Here is an 18,308-nt window from a genome sequence, read left to right on the forward strand (position 1 = left end):
GTGGCAGCTTGCGTGCCGGGTCGCGCGGAGATGCCACGCAGCCGGCGAGGTGGCTGCGTGGCAATGCGCGTATGCGCTCAAACTCAGATCATCAGACGCGAGACCTTGGTGCCCTCGAGCGATACGCCTGCCATCAGGCCGCCGTTCGTCAGCACAAAGGCTTCGACCGGACTGGTGGCGGTCGACGTGTCGACCGCGCCGTTCGCGCCGATCTTCAGCAAGGCGACAGTGGCGTCCGCGCCGGCAGCCCAGCCTTGGCTGCTGGTGAATTTGTCGAGTGCCTCTTGCGTCATGAACAGGAAGATGAGCGCCTTGGATTGCGCGCCGATCTGCAAACCGAACGAACCCGCGACGGTACTGTAGTAACCCGCCGTGCGGCCGGCCACGCGCAGCGCACCTTCGCCGTACTGGCCGCCGACCCAGAAGCCCGCCGAGATGACGTTCGGGAATACCAGAATGCCGCGCGCCTTGGCCACCAGTTCGCGCGAGCCGGTGACGTTCTCGTAGAGACGCGACAGCGTGGAATCGATCCCCGCGTTGATGCTGTCGCGCTTGCCGGCGTTGGCCGAAGGCGATGCGCTTGAGGACGGCGACGTCGTCGTGCAGCCGGCAAGGCCGAAACCTGCGGTGGCGAGCGCGGCGCTGGTGGTCATGATGAATTGTCGTCTGCGCATGATTGTTGTCCTTTTGCGTTATTGACGTTATGAAGGCGGCGTTTTTCGTTTCATTGCAGCGATAGTGCCGTGACGCAGGCAAGCCCGTACGTCGATTGCTAACCAGCATACAGCGTGCCCGGTCCCGCCGCTCGCATGTTCGCGGCGGGCTCGACATGCGTGGCGGGGGACCGGGCGCAAGGTCCCGACGACCGTTCCCCGCCTGTCTACGGCTACGCCGACGGCCGGATGTTCTGGTTGTGACGGAACAGGTTGCGTGGATCGTAGCGGTTTTTTACGGCAACGAGGCGTTCGTAATTCGGCCCGTACGCATCGGCGACGCGTCCGCCTTCTTCCTCCGTCATGAAGTTGACGTAGACGCTGCCCAGCGCGAACGGGGCCGCTGCATCGAAAAATGCGCGCGCCCAGCCGACGCAGCGCTCGTCGTCGGTCGCATCGTCCCAGCGGCCGTGCACGTTCATCGCGTACAGCGTGTCACGGCTCGAATAGGCGGTAGCTTCGACTGGAACGCGCTGGGTCTGCTCGCCGATTTGCCCGAAGAAAATCTCGCATTGCGGCGACGGCAGGTTGTCGATCGCGTTGAGCAGCGCGTCGATGAGACCGTCCGGGATCTCGACGAGATTGTGCGATTTCCAGTAGTTGCGCGCGCCCGGCGTGAGCAGCGGGTCGAACGCCTGTTGCCACATGGCATACGGCATCGGGCCGAGATGTTCACCGACGGGCGTCCCGAAAGCGCGTACGAATTCCACCGCGGACGGACCGCTTTCGACGGCACCCGTGTAGCACATCGCGAAGACGATCACCGGCTTGCCGTGTACTTCCGGTGGCAGAAACGGCAACGGCGGCGCGAGTCGCAGCACGGCCCATACGCTCAGTTCCTGCGGCATGCCAGCGTTCGCCGCGCGGTACTTGAGCAGGGCTTCCCTCGCCTGGTCGATCGGCAGGACGACGAGGCCCCCGTATACCAGCGGTCCGACCGGATGCAGGGCGAACTCGAATCGCGTGACGATGCCGAAATTGCCGCCGCCGCCGCGAATCGCCCAGAACAGATCTTCGTGCGAGTCGGCGTTCGCGTGGACCAGTTCGCCTTCGGCGGTGACGACGTCGGCTGATACCAGATTGTCCACCGTCATGCCGTATCTACGGCTCAGCCAGCCGAAGCCGCCGCCGAGCGTCAGGCCCGCGACGCCGGTAGTCGAGTTGATGCCGAGCGGCGTGGCGAGTCCGAAGGCCTGCGCTTCATGATCGAAATCGTGCAGCGTTGCGCCCGGTTCGACATATGCGCGACGTGCCGCGGGATCGATTCGCACCGATTTCATCTGCGACAGGTCGAGCACGACGCCGTCGTTGCACAATGCGCTGCCGCCGATGTTGTGGCCGCCGCCGCGAATCGCGAGCGGCAGGCCGTTGTCGCGCGCGAAGGCCACGCCGAGGCGCACGTCGGCTACGCCTGCGCAACGCAGGATGAGCGCCGGACGCCGGTCGATCATCGCGTTCCAGATGCTGCGTGCTTCATCGAAGCTCGCGTCGCCGGGCAGCAGAACCTGGCCCCGCATGGCGGTTTTCAATTCGTCGACGGCGCTGCTGGACACATTAACCATGGCTCAATCTCCTGAGATAGTGGAAGAGTTTTGCAGAACACTATTCAGCTGACCAAAGCAAATCGGAAGTGTCCTGAAAGCTTGTTTTGCGTCCAGTAAACGAGCCTGCCCTCTGAAGTCAAACAAAGGTAAACCCGCGTTTTTTACCGATTGTGCGCGAGAGCTCGTGCGGCAAGCGTCCGCGGGCCGCGCCAGCGGCGATAAGTCGTCCCGGCGCCGCGGATGGTGGAAATACTTCGGAAAAAGATACTGACGGGAAGTGTTGGTTGTGCCGCGGCGTGGTGGGCGCACAGCGACACTTCCCGGTTTGGCGCGCGCGCGGGAGGCGCGCGAGTGGTGAGCGAACCGCTCAGCCCTTCACGAGGCCGCCGTCGACGATCAGGTTCTGGCCGGTCACCGCGCGTGACCACGGCGACAGGAAGAACAGGACGGCGTCGGCGAATTCTTCCGGTGTCGTGACGCGGCGCACCGGCGTGGAGCTCGCGATCAGGTCGAAGACGAATTCCGGCGTGGCCGCGCTCGCGTCGGTGGTGCGCAGCAGTCCGCCCGACACCATGTTCACTGTGATGCCGTCCGGGCCGAGATCGTGTGCGGCCGTGCGCGTGAGCGACAACAGCGCCGCTTTGGCCGCCGTGTAATCGTGATACGGAACTACGGGATTCTGGAACAGATTGGTGCCGACGTTGACGATGCGGCCGAACCCTTGCGAACGCATGCCGGCGACGGCCGCCTGAATCGTGTTGAGCGCGCCTTTGAGCGAGCCGTCGAGTTGCTGCTGGAAACGCGCCCAGTCGATGGAGTCGATTTTCGGGCGAGCGTCGCCGTCGAACTGGAAGTCGGCCAGCGCGTTGTTCACTACCGACACGATGGGTTGTCCGGTTTGTGTTTGTGCTTTTTCAAACAGGCGCGTGACGGCGGCCGCGTCGGTGACGTCCGCCCGAAGCGGTAGCACACGATCGCCAAATTCGTCTTTCAGTGCGAGCGCCGGGGATTCGCTGTTGCGGTAGTTCACGACCACGCTCGCGCCTTCGCGCACCAGCGCGCGCGTAATCGCCGCGCCGAGTCCGCGAGCGCCGCCTGTGACCAGCACCCATTGTTCGGATAGAAGCATCTGTTCTCCTGTTGTCGATGGAATTGCGATGCTCGTATTGTCGCCCGATTCAGAATTCGCGCTTGGTCCGTGCGATGGCGCATAGATCGCAAACGAATTCAAAAAGGAAGTGGCGGTGGGGTCGCGCGACAGTTGGAATGCGGCGCGAGCCGCAAGTTCTCTATGGCGAGGAGGGATAGCCGATCCGATGGTGGCATGCTTTTAGTCACTTGCCGTCTTTGCGTCTTGCTGAAGTACGGAGGTGATTATGGCGCAGAGTAAATAGTCCGAGTTGCGCCGTCTGTGTGATTGCCCTCACTCGTGCATGGGCAATTTCTCTTTTGTGTTCGGATACACACGTATTTGAAGTATTCGAGCGTATCGGCTTGATTCATCTGATCAAGCCGATCAAGGAAAATGTAAAAAAATAATAGTTTGGAGTACATATCTAAAGGCGGAAATTTTCGCCGCTTTATGAAGCGGGCAATTGACGATCCTTGACGGTTCCGCTTCGCAATTAATCGTAAAAAACGCCGCGATATCGCACTGCGTGGGGTAGCGCACGGTCACTGAATGGCACTGCGCATAACTTCAACGTCCATCAGGCCCAGCTGTGCCGTTTTCAAAAACAGGCTCGCGCACAGCCAGTTGTCTTCTCTTCGAATCACGTTGAATCGGACCGGGGTTTTCCGCGCGAGAGAAGCCGAACGTCATGCGGTTTTAGCGTGACGCGAGGCAAAGACGACTGGGCGTTGAGGTTTCATTTTTAACAGTGAACAGAGATTCACTTGTTACCAGGGCCGGTCACTCAAAGCATATAGTTAGGAGAATGAAATGAAAAAGCAAAACGGGGACGCGCTGGCGCTGGGGACGCGCCGGGCGGTATTCGCAGTTGCTGTGAGTCTGTATGCGGCGATGGCGGGTGCGCAAACGAATCCGGCAGCGTCGGCCGCGCCGTCGGTCAGTTCGGACAAGATGATGTTGGCGCAAGCGCTACCGGCCGATTGTCTGGACTCGCTTGGCTGCAAGCGGCAAATCAGTAGCCTCGTGATGCCTGGTGGAAGTGGAATCGCCGCTGCGGGTGGGGCGGTATCGGCTGCGGGCAGCGGCGGCAACGGGACTTCGTCGTCAGGGTCGACGACCGCGGGCAATAGCGGCGGGAATGGCGGGGCTGGTTCGGGCTCGTCGGGACTGGGTTCCGGGAGTACGGGTAGTGGCAGCGGCGGAACGGGTAGCGGCGGGACCGGCTCAGGGGGTGATGGCGGTGATGGTGGTGGCACCGGCGGGGATGGCGGTGACGGTGGCGACGGCGGCCATGGGCATGGTCATCATGGCCATCATGGTCACGGCGATGGCGGTCATCATGGCCACCATGGTCATGGGGATGGTGGTCATCATGGCGACGGCGGTCATGGGGACGGTGGTCATGGGGACGGTGGTCATCATGGCGATGGTGGTCACGGCGATGGCGGCCACGGTGACGGCGGTCACGGCGACGGTGGCGATGGTGGTCACGGTCACGGCGACGGTGGTCACGGCGACGGTGGCCATGGTGATGGTGGTCATGGCGATGGCGGTCACGGCGAAGGCGGTCACGGTGACGGTGGCCATGGTGACGGTGGTCACGGCGACGGCGGCCACGGCGATGGTGGCCACGGTGAAGGCGGTCATGGCGATGGCGGTCACGGCGACGGCGGTCATGGCGAAGGCGGTCACGGTGACGGTGGCCATGGTGACGGTGGTCACGGCGACGGCGGCCACGGCGACGGTGGTCATGGCGATGGCGGTCACGGCGACGGCGGCCATGGTGACGGCGGTCACGGCGACGGCGGTCATGGCGACGGCGGCCATGGCGATGGTGGCAAGGGCGACGGCGGTCACGGCGCTAGCGGTCACGGTGACAGCGGTCATGGCGACGGCGGCCACGGCGATGGTGGCAAGGGCGGAAATGGTCCTGGCGCAGGCGGCTCTGGCAGTGGTGGCCATGGAGAAGGCGGCTCTGGCAATGGTGGCCATGGAGAAGGCGGCCACGGCGATGGTGGCAATGGCGGAAACGGTCCTGGCGCAGGCGGTCCCGGCAATGGTGGTCACGGAGACGGTGGTCACGGCGACGGCGGCAAAGGCGGAAGCGGCCCCGGCGCAGGCGCAGGCGGCTCGGGCAATGGCGGCCCTGGCGCGGGTGGTTCGGGCAATGGCGGTCCCGGCGCAGGCGGCCCGGGCAATGGCGGCTCCGGCAACGGTGGCAACGGCGGCAAGGGCGGAAGCGGTCCTGGCGGCGGTGCTGGCAATGGCGGTCCCGGCGCGGGTGGCCCTGGCAATGGCGGTCCTGGCGCAGGCGGCCCGGGCAACGGCGGCTCCGGCAACGGCGGCAAGGGCGGCAAGGGCGGAAGCGGTCCTGGCGCAGGTGGCCCGGGCAACGGCGGCCCTGGCGCAGGCGGCCCGGGTAATGGTGGCTCCGGCAATGGCGGTCCCGGCAACGGCGGCAAGGGCGGAAGCGGTCCTGGCGGAGGCGGCGCTGGTAATGGCGGTCCCGGCGCAGGCGGCCCGGGCAATGGCGCAGGCGGTCCCGGCAACGGCGGAAACGGTCCAGGCGCAGGCGGCCACGGCAACGGTGGCCATGGCGGAAACGGCCCAGGCGCAGGCAACGGAGGCCAAGGCCACGGCGGCGGCTTCGGCGGCGGCTTCGGCTCGGGCCACGGCGGCGGCTTCGGTGGCGGCTTTGGTGGCCACGGTGGCGGCTACGGCGGCGGCGGCGGAGGCCACGGCGGCGGCAACCACTAACGGAGCGGGAGCGACGCTCCTTCATCGCACGGAGGCCGGGAGACCGGCCTCCCTACCGATGCCAAACGGAGCGAGCGAACGACCCCCGTACGCTCGCTCCCACCCTCAACCTCCGCGAGCCGTCCGCTCAAAAAAACCATAACGAAATCCCGCATCACACCACTTCAATCACCCTCTCCTGCACCACCAGAAAAAGCTTCTCCCCGGCCACGCGACTATCCTCGCGCGCGCCTCCAGTAAAACTCCCGAACGCAGGCAACACACCACACGCCGTCCCGAACCGGAAACACGGAACCCGTACCGAATCGTTGCGCGTCGCAATCCGATACACCGGATGCACATGCCCCGCGAGCGCATACGCACCTTCCACGCTCTGCGGGTGATGGCACAACGCCCACGGCCCCACACGCCAAGGTTCCTGCACATACTCGACATCGAGCGTCGCCGGCAGCGCGCCCGCATGCCGGTCGTGATTGCCCTCGACCAGCACAACCCGCAGCCCCGCATGCCGCGCGCGCCAGACATGCAGTGCGTCGAGTGTCTCGCTGACATGCGCCTCGCGCGCATGCAGCAGGTCGCCGAGAAACACCAGCACGGCCGGTTCGAACTCGGCGATCAAAATATCCAGGCGCATCAGATTGTCGGCGGTAGAACCGATCGGCACGGGAATGCCGCGTGCGCGAAACACCGCGTCCTTGCCGAAATGCGCATCGGCGACGAACAGACAGCGCAGCGCCGGATCGAACATCGCGCGCAAGCTCGACAGCACAAGAGGGTGCCCGGCGATCTCCACCGGCAACGAAGCCGGCTTCATGTGCGGGCCGCCTTCTCGAGATCGGCCAGCATCCGCTCGACGCGATCCGCGAGCTTCTCCGTGCTGACCTTCTCCCGCAGGCGTCCGACGATCAGCGGAAACGCAAACGGCGTCGGCTTTTTCGGCCATGTGACGACCACACGGCTCGTGTTCATGCGTTCGAGCGCAATGCGAATGCGGCGGGCGTCGAGTTCCTGCAGCAGCACTTCGTCGTCGGCCTGGTTGAGCAACAGATTGCCGCGATCGTGATTGCGAAAGATCTCGTAGAAGAGGCCACTCGACGCCTGCAATTGCCGCGCGCTTTTCTGCTGCCCTGGATGCCCCTGGAACACCAGCCCGGATACGCGTGCAATCTCGCGAAAGCGCCGCATCGAGAGTTCCGAAGAATTGAGACTGGCGAGAATGTCGTGATCCAGTTCTTTAGGCGAGAGCAAACCGCTTTCGAGTTGCGCCGCCCAATCGAATGGTTGCGCGGACAACAGCTCGAAGCCGTAGTCGTTCATCGAAATAGAAAAGGTGCCGGGTTTTTCGCGTGCGACGCGCCATGCGAGCAATGCGCCCAAACCGATATGCGCCGTGCGCCCGGCAAACGGATAGCAAAAGAAATGGTGTCCTTCGCGCGATTTCACCAACTCCACCACCAGCACGCCCGGCTCAGGCAAGGCCGACCACTTCTGCTGTAATTCGAGCAGCGGCCGCACGGCGCGCATTTCGGGTTCGTCATAGATGCCGCCGGCGGCGCGTGCGAGCATCGTCAGCGTGGCGTCGGCGAGTTCGGAGGAAAGCGGCATGCGGCTGCCCGCCCATTGCGGCATGGCTCCGCGGGATGACGTCGCGCGCCGTACCCACGCGGTCATATCCTGCACGCGGATCAATTCGAGTGCACGTCCGCCGAAAGTAAAAATATCGCCCGGTTTCAGCCGTGAAATAAACGATTCCTCGATCGCGCCGATCCGTCCGCCCGAGAGATAAGCGACATTCAACGTGCCGTTCGCGACGATCGTGCCGATGTTGTTACGATGCCTTCGCACCAGATCCTCGCGCGGCACGCGGTACAGGCCGTCACTTTCGCGTACCACGCGATGGTAGTCAGGATAGGCGCGCAACGCCGTGCCGCCGCCTTCGACGAAGCCGAGCGCCCAGTCGAACTCCGCCTGCGTCAGTTGCCGGTAGGCATAGGTGCTGCGAATTTCGCCGTATAGTTCGCGCGCGTCGAAACCACCGCCGATCGCCACGGTGACGAGATGCTGTACCAGCACGTCGAATGGTTTCTCAGGCGTTTCGCGGCCTTCTATCTGACGCTTCTCTACGGCCTCGCGCGCGGCGGCGGCTTCGACCAGTTCAAGCGCATGCGTCGGCACGATCGTGACACGTGACGGCCGCCCCGGCGCGTGACCCGAACGGCCCGCGCGCTGCATCAAGCGCGCGACGCCCTTGGGCGAGCCGATCTGAAACACGCGCTCCACCGGCAGAAAATCGACGCCCAGATCGAGGCTCGATGTGCACACAACCACTTTCAACAAGCCGCTCTTGAGGCCACGCTCGACCCATTCGCGCACTTCCTGATCGAGCGAGCCGTGATGCAGCGCGATCAGACCCGCCCATTCGGGCCGCGCTTCGAGCAGCGCCTGATACCAGACCTCGCATTGCGAGCGTGTATTGGTAAACACGAGCGAGGTCTGGGCCTCGCCGATCGCCTCGGCCACGGCGCCGACCTGGCGCATGCCCACATGGCCACCCCACGGAAACCGCTCGATGGTCTCGGGAATCACCGTATCGACGATCAACGCTTTCGGCAGCGCGCCATGCACGCTCACGCGTGGCGTCTTCACGGGCGCGAGCAAGACATCGGCGGCGAAGGACAGATTGCCGAGCGTCGCCGACAAGCCCCATACCTGTAATTCAGGCCGCCAATGCGCGAGTCGCGCGAGCGCGAGTTGCGTCTGCGTGCCACGCTTGTTGCCGAGCAGTTCATGCCATTCGTCGACGATCACCAACCGCACGTGCGCGAGCACATCGCGCGCATCCGGGCGAGTGAGAATAAGCGAGAGACTTTCCGGCGTCGTGACCAGCGCCGACGGCATGCGCCGGTTCTGCCGCGCTCGCTCGGCCGACGACGTATCGCCGGTGCGTAACCCGACGCTCCACGGCACGGCGAGTTCCGCGGCCGAACTTTGCAACGCGCGAGCGGTGTCCGCGGCGAGCGCGCGCATCGGCGTGATCCATAGCACGGTAAGTGGCTCCGGCTGTGTGCGGGGCGCACGTTTTCGCGTGGTTGGCATGGCGGCGAAGGCGGCCAGTGCGCCGAACCAGACCGCCCATGTTTTACCCGCGCCGGTCGTCGCGTGCAGCAAACCGCTCGCGCCACGGCCAATTTCCTGCCAGACCTCGCGTTGAAATTCGAATGGCTGCCAACGGCGCGCGTCGAACCACTCGGCGAGTTTCGCGGCAAAGGGGCGTTGCGCAGCGGTTTCGTCGATGGAAAAAGGCAGTGGCTCGAACGCCGGCTCACGCGCGTCGAGCCGCGCCTGCTGCTCGCGGCTGCGCGGAATCCGGCGCGGCCGGGGCGCGCGGCGCCGCTCTGTAAGCGCAGAAGGCGCTGGGACTGTGTTCTCGTCGGAATCAGCCGGCTCGGTCATCGAAGGCGCTCTTTAGCATCGGATTCGCGTGTCGGCGAACAACTCGAAGGAGGGGATCTTCTATGTGGACCGCTAAACCGCATAGGTGGTTCACCACGCATCTTCGCACTTACGCGCGGCGCGCCGCTCGTGTTTAAATGCCGAGGCTTCGCGTGCCTCCGCCCAAGGTAAAAAGTGCGCGGGGGCGTCGCAACGTTTCATTCATCACGGAGTGCGCGTTGAATCACGCACAAGCATTGCTGCCGCAAACTTCATTGCGAATCGCGGCTGCGCAAGCTCAACCAGTGTCCGGCGACGTCGCGGCCAACATCGCCAGAACGGTCGAATTGACCGCTCTTGCCGCCGACGCCGGCGCAAAACTGGTGGTTTTTCCCGAGAAAGCTGGGAGCAACTGATCCCGCAACGCACAAGCCCTATAAACATCTATTCCGTTTAAATTCAACAACCTAGTTGTTGGCACACGGCCTCCGGTTGTCCGTAGAATTAGGACGCCGCAGGTGTTTTGTGGGGAATATCGTGGGGAAAAAAGACTCTCAATCGATTAGCGAGGGTACATTGCTAAAGCTCAGTGCCGCCAATCACGGCGACATCCTGAACGACGGCACCGGCCTGTCCGGCAAGGTACATGCCGGAAAGAAAGGGATCAGCGTCCACTTCCGTTATCGCTACCGCTTCAACGGCGACTCCCGTGAAATGCCGCTCGGCGCGTGGCCGCGCGACACGCTCGCCGCCATCCGGCTGCAACTCGATGAGACGAAACTGCGCGTGCATCGCGGCGGCGATCCGGCGGGCCAGCGCAGGCTGGTCACGGACAGGATCAGGGTTGAGCAGGCTCAGGTTGTACAGCAGCAGAAGGAGTTGTCCGAGCGTGAGTGCCAGAACGCGGAATCCCAACTGACCGTGCAGGCCCTGTTCGAGGCGTGGCATCCCGAAGCGATGGCGGATAACACGCCGAAGGGCGCGCGCACAGTCCGCCGTTTTTTCGAGCTGCACCTGCTGCCACTTGCCGGCAATGTGCGCGTGTGTGATGTTCGGCCTGAACATATCCGCAGGGCCGTCCGCGCACTTATTGGTGCAGGAAAAATTGCTACCGGCAAGGCGCTTCACATGTACTCCTATGCGATGTTCAACTGGGCGGGCAGGCGCAAGCCGTGGAGGTTGCTGCTTGACATGAATCCTGTCGAGGAGATTGATATCGTGCGGATGATGCCCGTTGACTACCAGAGTTGGTGTGACCGCGTGCTGGAAGACGACGAGATCATAGAACTACGCAACCGTTTCCAACTGATCCGCAACGCCTGGGATTTTCGTTCCGGTCCCCGCCGTGGATTTGCCAGACCGATCCGCCGCGAGCAGGAACTCGCCGTCTGGATCACGCTGGCGACTCTCGTGCGCGTCAACGAAATCTGCGCGGCGCAGTGGGCGCACGTCAGTTTCGAGAAGACCACGTGGCTTATCCCGCCGTCGCAGTCGAAAAACCGCAAGGGCTTCTCCATCCATCTGTCGCCGTTCGGGTTACGGCTGCTGCGTGAACTGCACGAACTGACGGGGCATACGGGATATCTGTTGCCAAATACAAAGGACGCGGGCGGCCCGGTAACGACCGCAACCCTCCAGGGAGCCATCGCTGCGCAAGGACAACTCCGAACAGAGTCTGAAGGAGAGAACCATGTACAGGATGACGCTACGCGAGCAGGCGGACGTGCTTGCTCGCATTGCAGCCACCGCGCCGTATGACTCGACGCGCAGTGCGGCCATCGAGGCCGCACGGGCGAACCGGGCGACCGCCCTGCAGGTTCTGGAGATTCACCGCAGCCTGCAGCGCTGGGCCGAACTCGGCAAGGGGAATGCGCGCGATGAAGCGCGGCGCGCGCTTGACCCGGCTAAGGATGAAGAGCCGGGTGTGCGGTGGTACGAGACGGGACGAAAGCGCTGAAAAAATCACACCCTGTGATTTTCCGGCACCCGAGGGAGCCGGTAGGCACAGCCCTATCGCCAACGCGCGGACGCTCTCGTGGCAATCGGTGTACGTGCGGGCGTGCAGGGCTAACAGATCGCGGAGCCTGTCCTGAACAGACCGCTACTGGCGGTAGGGGGCAGTGTGACAAGTGACTTGATGATGCAGCGCGCATCTGTTTATCGGGGCAGACCTTCGCACTACTATCTGGAGGCGATCCCTTCCCTGTGGTCGCACTTCCTTTGGGTTGGCCTTCACGGCACCCCGTCTTTTTTCCGACGACGGCCCCACGCCCGGGCTCCGGCCACCGGCCATTTCCTCAAGTATTTCTCTCGCGCTCGCCGACACCCTGCGGCCGTTCCCGCTTGCAGTTTCCCACGTCGCGCGTCGGTGATGCCTGACAGGTGCGTCATCGATTTCCTGCGCGCTATGTCAGTGCTGATGGAGCGATTTAGCTGGACGCAAGGAGGCCACAATTTTAGGAATTGTCGGATAGGAGGCATTGCAATCTCATCAAGAGTTGCTGGGCGCGTCGGCTAAACGAAAAAATTAAAGGAGAAAAATGAAAGCGTGGAAAGTCTTAGGTGGATTTCCGGGCGGGATCGGCCGCCTGATTGTCGCAACTGGCTTGCTCATGTCTGTTGCTTACAGCAATGCAGCAACAGAAGACCAATGTATGCACCTCTTCCGGAAGTCATTGGGAGTCCCGGGGACACCGGAGTGCGCGGTACAGACGGGCGGTACTATGCCAGGGAACGATGGTCCAGATGATCCCTTCAACTATCTGAATTACTATAACTGCGGAACTTGGATACCGGACTACTGTGCCGGGGCGACGGGCGGTACTCCGTCCGACGTCACCTGTCCGGTCAGCGACCCTGTATTTGCAGCTAGCGGTGTCGTCACGACAACCGAAAATGACTTTGTCAGCGGCGATGAAATCCCCGTCACATTCACGCGCACTTACCGCTCCGTACCCTACCCGTTAAACACCCCGGCGATGGGCTCAAACTGGGTTCATAACTGGCAACGCAAGCTGGATATCGTCGGTACGGGGGACAATGCAGTAAAGGTCAATGCATACCGCGCAAACGGTGAACCGTTAACTTTTACCCTGGCAAACGGCACGTGGCGAACCGCGGTCTTCAGCGGCCTGACCCTTGCCCGGAATGGCGTTGGCTGGTTGCTTACGGATCTTGTGACCGAGGCCGTCGAAACCTATTCTGCGCAGGGTGTCCTGTTGTCGGAGACGACCAAGACCGGGTTCGTCCGGACACTGAGCTACGATGGATCGGGCCGCCTTGTCACGATCACCCAGCATGGCCCCGGAACCAAGGCTGCCTACGATCTTACGCTCCGGCTTGAATATGATCAGAGCGGCCGCCTCGCTCGACTGACTGATCCGACGGGTGGCATCACACAGTATAAGTACGGTCTCTGGGGCAATCTGACGTCCGTCATATGGCCGGACGGGAATGTACGCCAGTATGCGTACGCCGACGCCTATTCGAAGCGCGCGCTGACGGGCATCATTGACGAAACCGGCTCGCGCATCGCGACGTGGACCTACGACACACAGGGCCGGGCAACTGCCGTCAGTCATCCCGACACAACAAAGAACGTGCAGTTTGTGTATGGATCGGGAACGACCGCTGTCACGGATAGCAATGGCGCAAGAACGCTTTCTTTCTCGACGATAGGAAACACGGTTGTCCCAACGGGCAGCAGTGGCGCCATATCAAATGGATTTACCTGGGACGCGTCGGGTGCTCTGCTGGGCACTAACGCGGCCGCACGTAACGCTGTCTATGCATACGATGGTACTGGTCGTCCAGTAAAGGCAACGGTGCGGGCCTCGTCTGGCGTCTCGGTTACTTCCGTGCAGTACGCCGATGCAACGAGCCTTCATCCGGCGTCTGTCGCCATGCCGGGAAAGTTGATGTCGTTCGTCTACGATGGCAACGGAAACGTCACGGGCTATAGCGAGCGCATCACAAACGATCCGACTGGCGAGGCGGGTTTCAATGCGACCTGGAACGGGCAGCAACAGCGGACCGTCGGTGCGCGATATGACCAGTTCAACCGGCTGGTCGAGGCGATCACCTATGTTAACAACGTCAAGACCGCTGACTGGGTCTACGTCTACGATTACACAGGGAATCTGAACACCGCGCAGAATTTGGTCTCTCAGTGGCTCTTTGGCGATCAGGACAGGGACGCAGCGCACCGCGTCACCTGGCAGACCGGCAATTATCGTGAGGCCCGTATCGCGTACGGCTCCAAAGGACGAGTCACCCGCTTCACGTACGACGAACAGGCGAGACCTGTAACGGGTCGAGCGCGCCGTCTGCTAACCGTAGATTACGGATATTCGGCCGACGGAAAGCTGGTGTCTCGCAACGCAACTGTCGCGACAAATGGCGGCTCAGCGGCGGCCATCAGTAGTGATGACACGGACAAGTGGCTCGATAACTATCAGGCGGGTCTCGATCCTGTCGGACCTCCGGCCGGCCTTCTTGGCTGGGTAAGATCGCCGGCGTCGGATGCGCCTGCGAGCATCAGCACCCTGTGTACTGGATGTGGTTATATCCAGGCTCGCCCGGCGTGGTCCCTGTTCCTCCATGGCCTCTATATCAATGCACAGACCGGAAAACCGGTTGCTGATAATCCGGTTGAGATCCAGGTCGCGGCGCAGAACCAGTTGCCGTTTCCTGTTTTGACCCCCAACCTGTCGCAGCGGAACGCACTTTACGCAAAGCTGTTTGCAAGCAGTACAGTTGATTCAGCAGGGTTCATCAAATGTAATGACACGGGAGATTGCGCGCAGGTGAGAACGGCGTGTCGTGAAAAATGCGATGCTGTGTTACCAACAGGCGTAGACGTCGGATTTAGATACTGGAACTGCGTGAACGATTGCGCTGAACTGCATGGATGTCCCCGCATTTGACATCCGACTTAATGACTAAGGAGCCTAGGGATGATCGAAAATAAGGAAACTGCCACCGAAGTGATTGCATTACTGTATGACGCAAATAAGTCTGTCAACGATGCAATCAAAGTTGTGCAAGCGAATTGCTCGCCGGAAGTTTTTTCCACCTTCCGTCGTGGCATGGCCGACGTCATTTACACATTGTTTGAGAAAGCAATTGTGCCGATTTGCAGGCAGCATCCAGAACTGATACCGGAGGGGGAAACTCTCGACTGAGGTAACGCTGGCCGTTCTAGGGTTTGCGAGGGGCAATACTCTCGCAACCTTGTATGAAAATGACACAAATGCGGCCTTAACTATCGTCCGGCGCGCGGGCCTTGCTCGCCGGACTTCCGCTAGCCATGCAAGGTGTTTGATCTCACTTGCAAGGCGCAGGCTAACTTGTAAAGTGTTAATTTACAGTTTATACTGTTGCTCAGATCGGGGTTGGATTCGTCGCATCGGGCTTCCGCGACGCAAAGCTATGAAAAATGATCAAATCTTTCAGACACAAGGGTGTGGAGCGTTTCTTCTCGACTGGCTCCAAGGCCGGCATTCAGGCGGCGCACGCGTCCAAACTGGGTCGTCTGCTGACCGCTCTGAACAGGGCAAAATCGCCAGACGATATGAACCAGCCCGGCTGGGGGTTGCACGAACTGGAGGGCAGGCGGAAGGCGTGCTGGTCCGTTCGGGTCAACGGCAACTGGAGACTGACATTCGAGTTTGACGGCGAGGACGCAATCCTTGTCGACTACGAAGACTACCGTTAGGCAGTTTCCATATTTCAACGCTGGTGCACGGCGTTTATTGAGTTCACATAGTGAAGAAAGCTATGACCGGTATGTTTAATCCGCCGCATCCGGCGGCAATCCTGCGCGAGGACGTTCTGCCCGCGCTGAATCTGAGCGTCACCGAGGCGGCGAGCCAGCTTGGCGTGTCGCGGGTCATGCTTTCGCGGCTCCTGAATGAGCACGCGGCGATCACTCCCGAAATGGCCCTACGCATCGAGCAGTGGCTCGGTGTTGAGCGTGGGGGGCGGGCTGACCTTTGGTTGGGGATGCAGCTTGATTACGATCTGTGGCAGGCGCGCAAGCATGCGCCGAAGGCGATCAAGCGTGCACCGGCGGAAGCAACGGCCTGATCTCCAAAAATCATAGGGCATGATTTATGGCGTTGAGTTTCCGGCCAGCGCAGGGACCTGTAGCCCTTGTCACCTTGCACTCGTGGGGAACGCGCGCGTCGTTACCCATATCACGTGCGCCGCAGCATCGACAGTTCACCTGTTCGGACTTTAAACAAGGCACGTGCCTTGTAGGTCCCTGCGAGGGACCGCTGTTAGCTTGAATCTCAAACGAGACACATGTCTAATATGTAGGGCAGTCGCTCTGTTGGGGGACGAAGGTTTCCCCGCACCGCAGCGTGTGGGGAAACGTGGGGGAATGGATGATTGAGGGGCTGTGGGGAACGGAATTTTCCCCACGCGCCGCCCGGAAAGCCTTGTGTAGCGGGGCGGGGCGTTGTAAAGCAAATGGTATCTACAGCTTTTCCCGAGAAATTCCTCAGCGGCTACGAACCGGACCTGATCGCCGGCGATCCCGCGAAATACGCGTTCGACGCACACGACGCGCGCCTCGAACCGATTCGGAACATTTGCCGGCAGCGCGAGATTGCCGTGATCGTCGGTGCGGCCACGCGCGGCGAGGGCGGCCTGCATATTTCTTCGCTGGTGTTCAGCCGTTCCGGCGAGCAGCTCGATCCGTATCACAAGCAATACCTGTACAGCAGCGAGACAAAGATCTATCGCCCGGGCACGCAAGGCCGCTTGCTTGAAATCGACGGCTGGCGCCTCGCGCTCGGCGTGTGCTACGACTCAGGCTTCCCGGAGCACGCGCGGCTTGCGGCGGTCAACGGCGCGCACGCGTATCTCGTGAGCGCGCTCTTCAGCGTGAAGACCGGCTACCACCAGTCGCGCATCTGGTTTCCCGCGCGGGCATTCGACAACACCGTGTACGCGTTGTTGTCGAATCACGTCGGCACGACCGGCGGCTGGGCCACGTGCGGTGCGAGCGCGATCTGGAGCCCGTCTGGAGACGTCATGGTGGAAGCGAGCCGCGAGCGCGAAGAAGTGATTACCGCGCTACTCGATCCGGCCGTGCTGGCCGATGTCCGCGAACGCGAGACAGTGCTCGCGGACTTCAACGCACGCGGCCACGCGACGACGTGCGCCTACGCGGTACAAAGCCTGGACTGACTAAAAACGCTCGCCGTAAGTCACTTTGAAGCAACCGGCTGCACTGCGCGCAAGGTGCTGCGCTGCGACGCGGGCGTCGCCCAGAGCAGTACGATCATGCGCGCGATCAGTAATGTGAAGCGTGCTGGCTCGCTTATGAACGCGCCGCAATAGACGACGTCCGCAGTCCAGCTTTGCCCATGCAAACCGGCGGTACCGGTGCGCCAGATGCGATCCGTTACAATGAGGCGCACTACCCATCTGGAGACTCGCTTTGAAATCTATCGTTGCATTGGTCGCAGCAGCTCTTCTGTCTTCGACGGCAATGGCCGCCGCGCCCACCACCGAAAAACTGCCTTCCGGCGTAGTGGTTGAACACCTGACGCAAGGCACTGGCGCCCAACCGGCCGCCGAAGATGTCGTGAAGGTCAACTACCGCGGCACGCTGGCCAACGGTACCGAGTTCGATAGCTCCGCGAAACACGGCGGCCCGGCCACGTTCCCGCTTAATCGCGTGATTCCGTGCTGGACGCAAGGCGTGCAGAAAATGAAGGTGGGCGGCAAGGCCAAACTGACCTGCCCGGCAGCGACCGCTTACGGCGATCGCGGCGTCGGCGTGATTCCGCCGAACAGCGACCTGACCTTCGAGGTCGAACTGGTCGCTATCGTCAAGTAAGCCAGCGCGACGTGAACTGAGACTGAGCCCCGCTCCGGATATCGCAGCGGGGCTTTTCTTTTTCCGGGCACTGCGTTTGCCCACCGCCAGGTACTCATCGTGACGAGACGCGAAAACAATGCCGTGCAGGTGGCCACCATCGGATTTACCGGCAAGACGGCTCAGGAATTTTTCGACTTGCTAAAAGACGCACAGGTGCGGATGGTGCTCGACATCCGCCTGAGCAATACCTCGCAACTTGCCGGCTTCGCCAAGAAACAGGATCTGCCTTTCTTTCTCGACAAGTTGTGCGGCGCCGCTTATCAGGAAATTCCCGACCTGGCTCCGGAGCCCGACCTGTTCAAGCGCTACAAGGCCAAAGAACTGACGTGGGACGATTTCTCGGCGGCTTACGTCGAACTGATCGCAAAGCGCCGGGTAGAAAGCAATCTGGACGTCGATCTATTCCGCTCGGCTTGCCTGCTTTGCAGTGAACATTTACCACACCACTGCCACCGGCGGCTGGCGCTCGACTACCTGAACTCGCGTTGGAATAGCCGCCTGAAAATTACCCACCTGTCGTAACCGCCGACTCGATGGCGGCGCCTTTGCGCAACAGGAGAAGGCCGGATCTCACTCGGATGGCGCGAAAAGCATCGAGATATAAATGATGGTAGAGACGACGGTAATGCCGACTCCGATGAAAACTTTGGTGCGATTGAATTCCAGTCCGCCGTTAATGGCCACGCAGATCCCGACCACGGACGCCAGCGTGCCGATCGTGGCCAGCAGGACGTGAAGCTTGCTGCGTAGCAGCTTGCGCCGTTCCGGACTTGCGCCTTCTTTCCAATTGTCGAGTTTCACAGGAATTATCCTTTGAGTTAGCGTGTCCTGCCCGC

17 protein-coding genes are annotated in these 18,308 nt (G+C 61.8%); 10 read left to right on the forward strand and 7 right to left on the reverse strand.

The window, feature by feature from the left end:
• Positions 1-83: 83 nt before the first annotated feature.
• The 6 genes from PQR32_RS26865 to PQR32_RS26890 all read right to left on the reverse strand — a co-directional run bounded on the left by PQR32_RS26865 (position 84) and on the right by PQR32_RS26890 (position 9,599).
• Positions 84-674, reverse strand: a complete 591-nt coding sequence (locus PQR32_RS26865; protein WP_408233976.1) for a BPSL1445 family SYLF domain-containing lipoprotein — start codon at positions 672-674, stop codon at positions 84-86.
• A 212-nt stretch (positions 675-886) separates the two neighbouring features.
• Positions 887-2,275 carry an FAD-binding oxidoreductase gene (locus PQR32_RS26870; protein WP_408233979.1) on the reverse strand — a complete coding sequence of 463 codons (1,389 nt, stop codon included), beginning with the start codon at positions 2,273-2,275 and terminating at the stop codon, positions 887-889.
• Positions 2,276-2,624: 349 nt separating this feature from the next.
• Positions 2,625-3,386 (reverse strand): 3-oxoacyl-ACP reductase, encoded by a 762-nt coding sequence (locus tag PQR32_RS26875; RefSeq protein ID WP_408233982.1) that lies wholly within the window; start codon positions 3,384-3,386, stop codon positions 2,625-2,627.
• 1,227 nt (positions 3,387-4,613) lie between these two features.
• On the reverse strand, positions 4,614-6,095 hold the full coding sequence (locus PQR32_RS26880) for a hypothetical protein (protein ID WP_408233985.1): 1,482 nt from the start codon (positions 6,093-6,095) through the stop codon (positions 4,614-4,616).
• 205 nt (positions 6,096-6,300) lie between these two features.
• Complete coding sequence (gene pdeM / locus PQR32_RS26885) at positions 6,301-6,960, reverse strand: ligase-associated DNA damage response endonuclease PdeM (protein WP_408233988.1); 660 nt, start codon at positions 6,958-6,960, stop codon at positions 6,301-6,303.
• Entirely contained in the window at positions 6,957-9,599 is a 2,643-nt protein-coding gene (locus tag PQR32_RS26890; protein WP_408233991.1) for a ligase-associated DNA damage response DEXH box helicase, read from the reverse strand. The genes pdeM and PQR32_RS26890 overlap by 4 nt, the downstream gene beginning before the upstream one ends.
• 218 nt (positions 9,600-9,817) lie before the next feature.
• On the opposite strand from PQR32_RS26890, the gene PQR32_RS26895 reads away from it, so the two are divergent.
• The 10 genes from PQR32_RS26895 (at position 9,818) to PQR32_RS26940 (ending at position 17,994) form a co-directional block, all read left to right on the forward strand.
• Positions 9,818-9,994: a nitrilase-related carbon-nitrogen hydrolase gene (locus tag PQR32_RS26895; protein WP_408233994.1), complete on the forward strand. Its 177-nt coding sequence runs from the start codon at positions 9,818-9,820 to the stop codon at positions 9,992-9,994.
• Between the two features lie 121 nt (positions 9,995-10,115).
• Positions 10,116-11,336: a tyrosine-type recombinase/integrase gene (locus PQR32_RS26900; RefSeq protein WP_408233997.1), complete on the forward strand. Its 1,221-nt coding sequence runs from the start codon at positions 10,116-10,118 to the stop codon at positions 11,334-11,336.
• Complete coding sequence (locus tag PQR32_RS26905; protein ID WP_408234000.1) at positions 11,269-11,535, forward strand: hypothetical protein; 267 nt, start codon at positions 11,269-11,271, stop codon at positions 11,533-11,535. The genes PQR32_RS26900 and PQR32_RS26905 overlap by 68 nt, the downstream gene beginning before the upstream one ends.
• 583 nt (positions 11,536-12,118) lie before the next feature.
• Positions 12,119-14,503, forward strand: coding sequence for a DUF6531 domain-containing protein (locus tag PQR32_RS26910; protein ID WP_408234003.1), 2,385 nt, complete (start codon positions 12,119-12,121; stop codon positions 14,501-14,503).
• A gap of 30 nt (positions 14,504-14,533) precedes the next feature.
• Positions 14,534-14,761, forward strand: coding sequence for a hypothetical protein (locus PQR32_RS26915; protein WP_408234006.1), 228 nt, complete (start codon positions 14,534-14,536; stop codon positions 14,759-14,761).
• Between the two features lie 254 nt (positions 14,762-15,015).
• Entirely contained in the window at positions 15,016-15,294 is a 279-nt protein-coding gene (locus PQR32_RS26920; protein ID WP_408234009.1) for a type II toxin-antitoxin system RelE/ParE family toxin, read from the forward strand.
• A gap of 62 nt (positions 15,295-15,356) precedes the next feature.
• A complete protein-coding gene (locus tag PQR32_RS26925) occupies positions 15,357-15,665 on the forward strand; it encodes a HigA family addiction module antitoxin (RefSeq protein WP_408234012.1) in 309 nt (102 codons plus the stop codon).
• 387 nt (positions 15,666-16,052) lie between these two features.
• Complete coding sequence (locus PQR32_RS26930) at positions 16,053-16,775, forward strand: carbon-nitrogen hydrolase family protein (RefSeq protein WP_408234015.1); 723 nt, start codon at positions 16,053-16,055, stop codon at positions 16,773-16,775.
• Between the two features lie 253 nt (positions 16,776-17,028).
• Positions 17,029-17,430, forward strand: coding sequence for an FKBP-type peptidyl-prolyl cis-trans isomerase (locus tag PQR32_RS26935; protein WP_408234018.1), 402 nt, complete (start codon positions 17,029-17,031; stop codon positions 17,428-17,430).
• Between the two features lie 123 nt (positions 17,431-17,553).
• Positions 17,554-17,994, forward strand: coding sequence for a DUF488 domain-containing protein (locus PQR32_RS26940; protein WP_408234021.1), 441 nt, complete (start codon positions 17,554-17,556; stop codon positions 17,992-17,994).
• A 48-nt stretch (positions 17,995-18,042) separates the two neighbouring features.
• On the opposite strand, the gene PQR32_RS26945 is transcribed toward PQR32_RS26940, so the two are convergent.
• Positions 18,043-18,273 carry a DUF2964 family protein gene (locus tag PQR32_RS26945; protein ID WP_132377815.1) on the reverse strand — a complete coding sequence of 77 codons (231 nt, stop codon included), beginning with the start codon at positions 18,271-18,273 and terminating at the stop codon, positions 18,043-18,045.
• Positions 18,274-18,308 lie beyond the last annotated feature (35 nt).

Source organism: Paraburkholderia dipogonis (assembly GCF_046027395.1).
GTDB classification, from domain to species: domain Bacteria; phylum Pseudomonadota; class Gammaproteobacteria; order Burkholderiales; family Burkholderiaceae; genus Paraburkholderia; species Paraburkholderia dipogonis_A.

What these genes read in the sequence shown, in the direction of transcription:
- PQR32_RS26905 (WP_408234000.1), top strand. Translation starts at nt 11,269, where the DNA reads ATGTACAGGATGACGCTACGCGAGCAGGCGGACGTGCTTGCTCGCATT.
- PQR32_RS26865 (WP_408233976.1), bottom strand. Translation starts at nt 674, where the DNA reads ATGCGCAGACGACAATTCATCATGACCACCAGCGCCGCGCTCGCCACC.
- PQR32_RS26875 (WP_408233982.1), bottom strand. Translation starts at nt 3,386, where the DNA reads ATGCTTCTATCCGAACAATGGGTGCTGGTCACAGGCGGCGCTCGCGGA.
- pdeM (WP_408233988.1), bottom strand. Translation starts at nt 6,960, where the DNA reads ATGAAGCCGGCTTCGTTGCCGGTGGAGATCGCCGGGCACCCTCTTGTG.
- PQR32_RS26930 (WP_408234015.1), top strand. Translation starts at nt 16,053, where the DNA reads ATGGTATCTACAGCTTTTCCCGAGAAATTCCTCAGCGGCTACGAACCG.
- PQR32_RS26890 (WP_408233991.1), bottom strand. Translation starts at nt 9,599, where the DNA reads ATGACCGAGCCGGCTGATTCCGACGAGAACACAGTCCCAGCGCCTTCT.
- PQR32_RS26870 (WP_408233979.1), bottom strand. Translation starts at nt 2,275, where the DNA reads ATGGTTAATGTGTCCAGCAGCGCCGTCGACGAATTGAAAACCGCCATG.
- PQR32_RS26915 (WP_408234006.1), top strand. Translation starts at nt 14,534, where the DNA reads ATGATCGAAAATAAGGAAACTGCCACCGAAGTGATTGCATTACTGTAT.
- PQR32_RS26920 (WP_408234009.1), top strand. Translation starts at nt 15,016, where the DNA reads ATGATCAAATCTTTCAGACACAAGGGTGTGGAGCGTTTCTTCTCGACT.
- PQR32_RS26910 (WP_408234003.1), top strand. Translation starts at nt 12,119, where the DNA reads ATGAAAGCGTGGAAAGTCTTAGGTGGATTTCCGGGCGGGATCGGCCGC.
- PQR32_RS26925 (WP_408234012.1), top strand. Translation starts at nt 15,357, where the DNA reads ATGACCGGTATGTTTAATCCGCCGCATCCGGCGGCAATCCTGCGCGAG.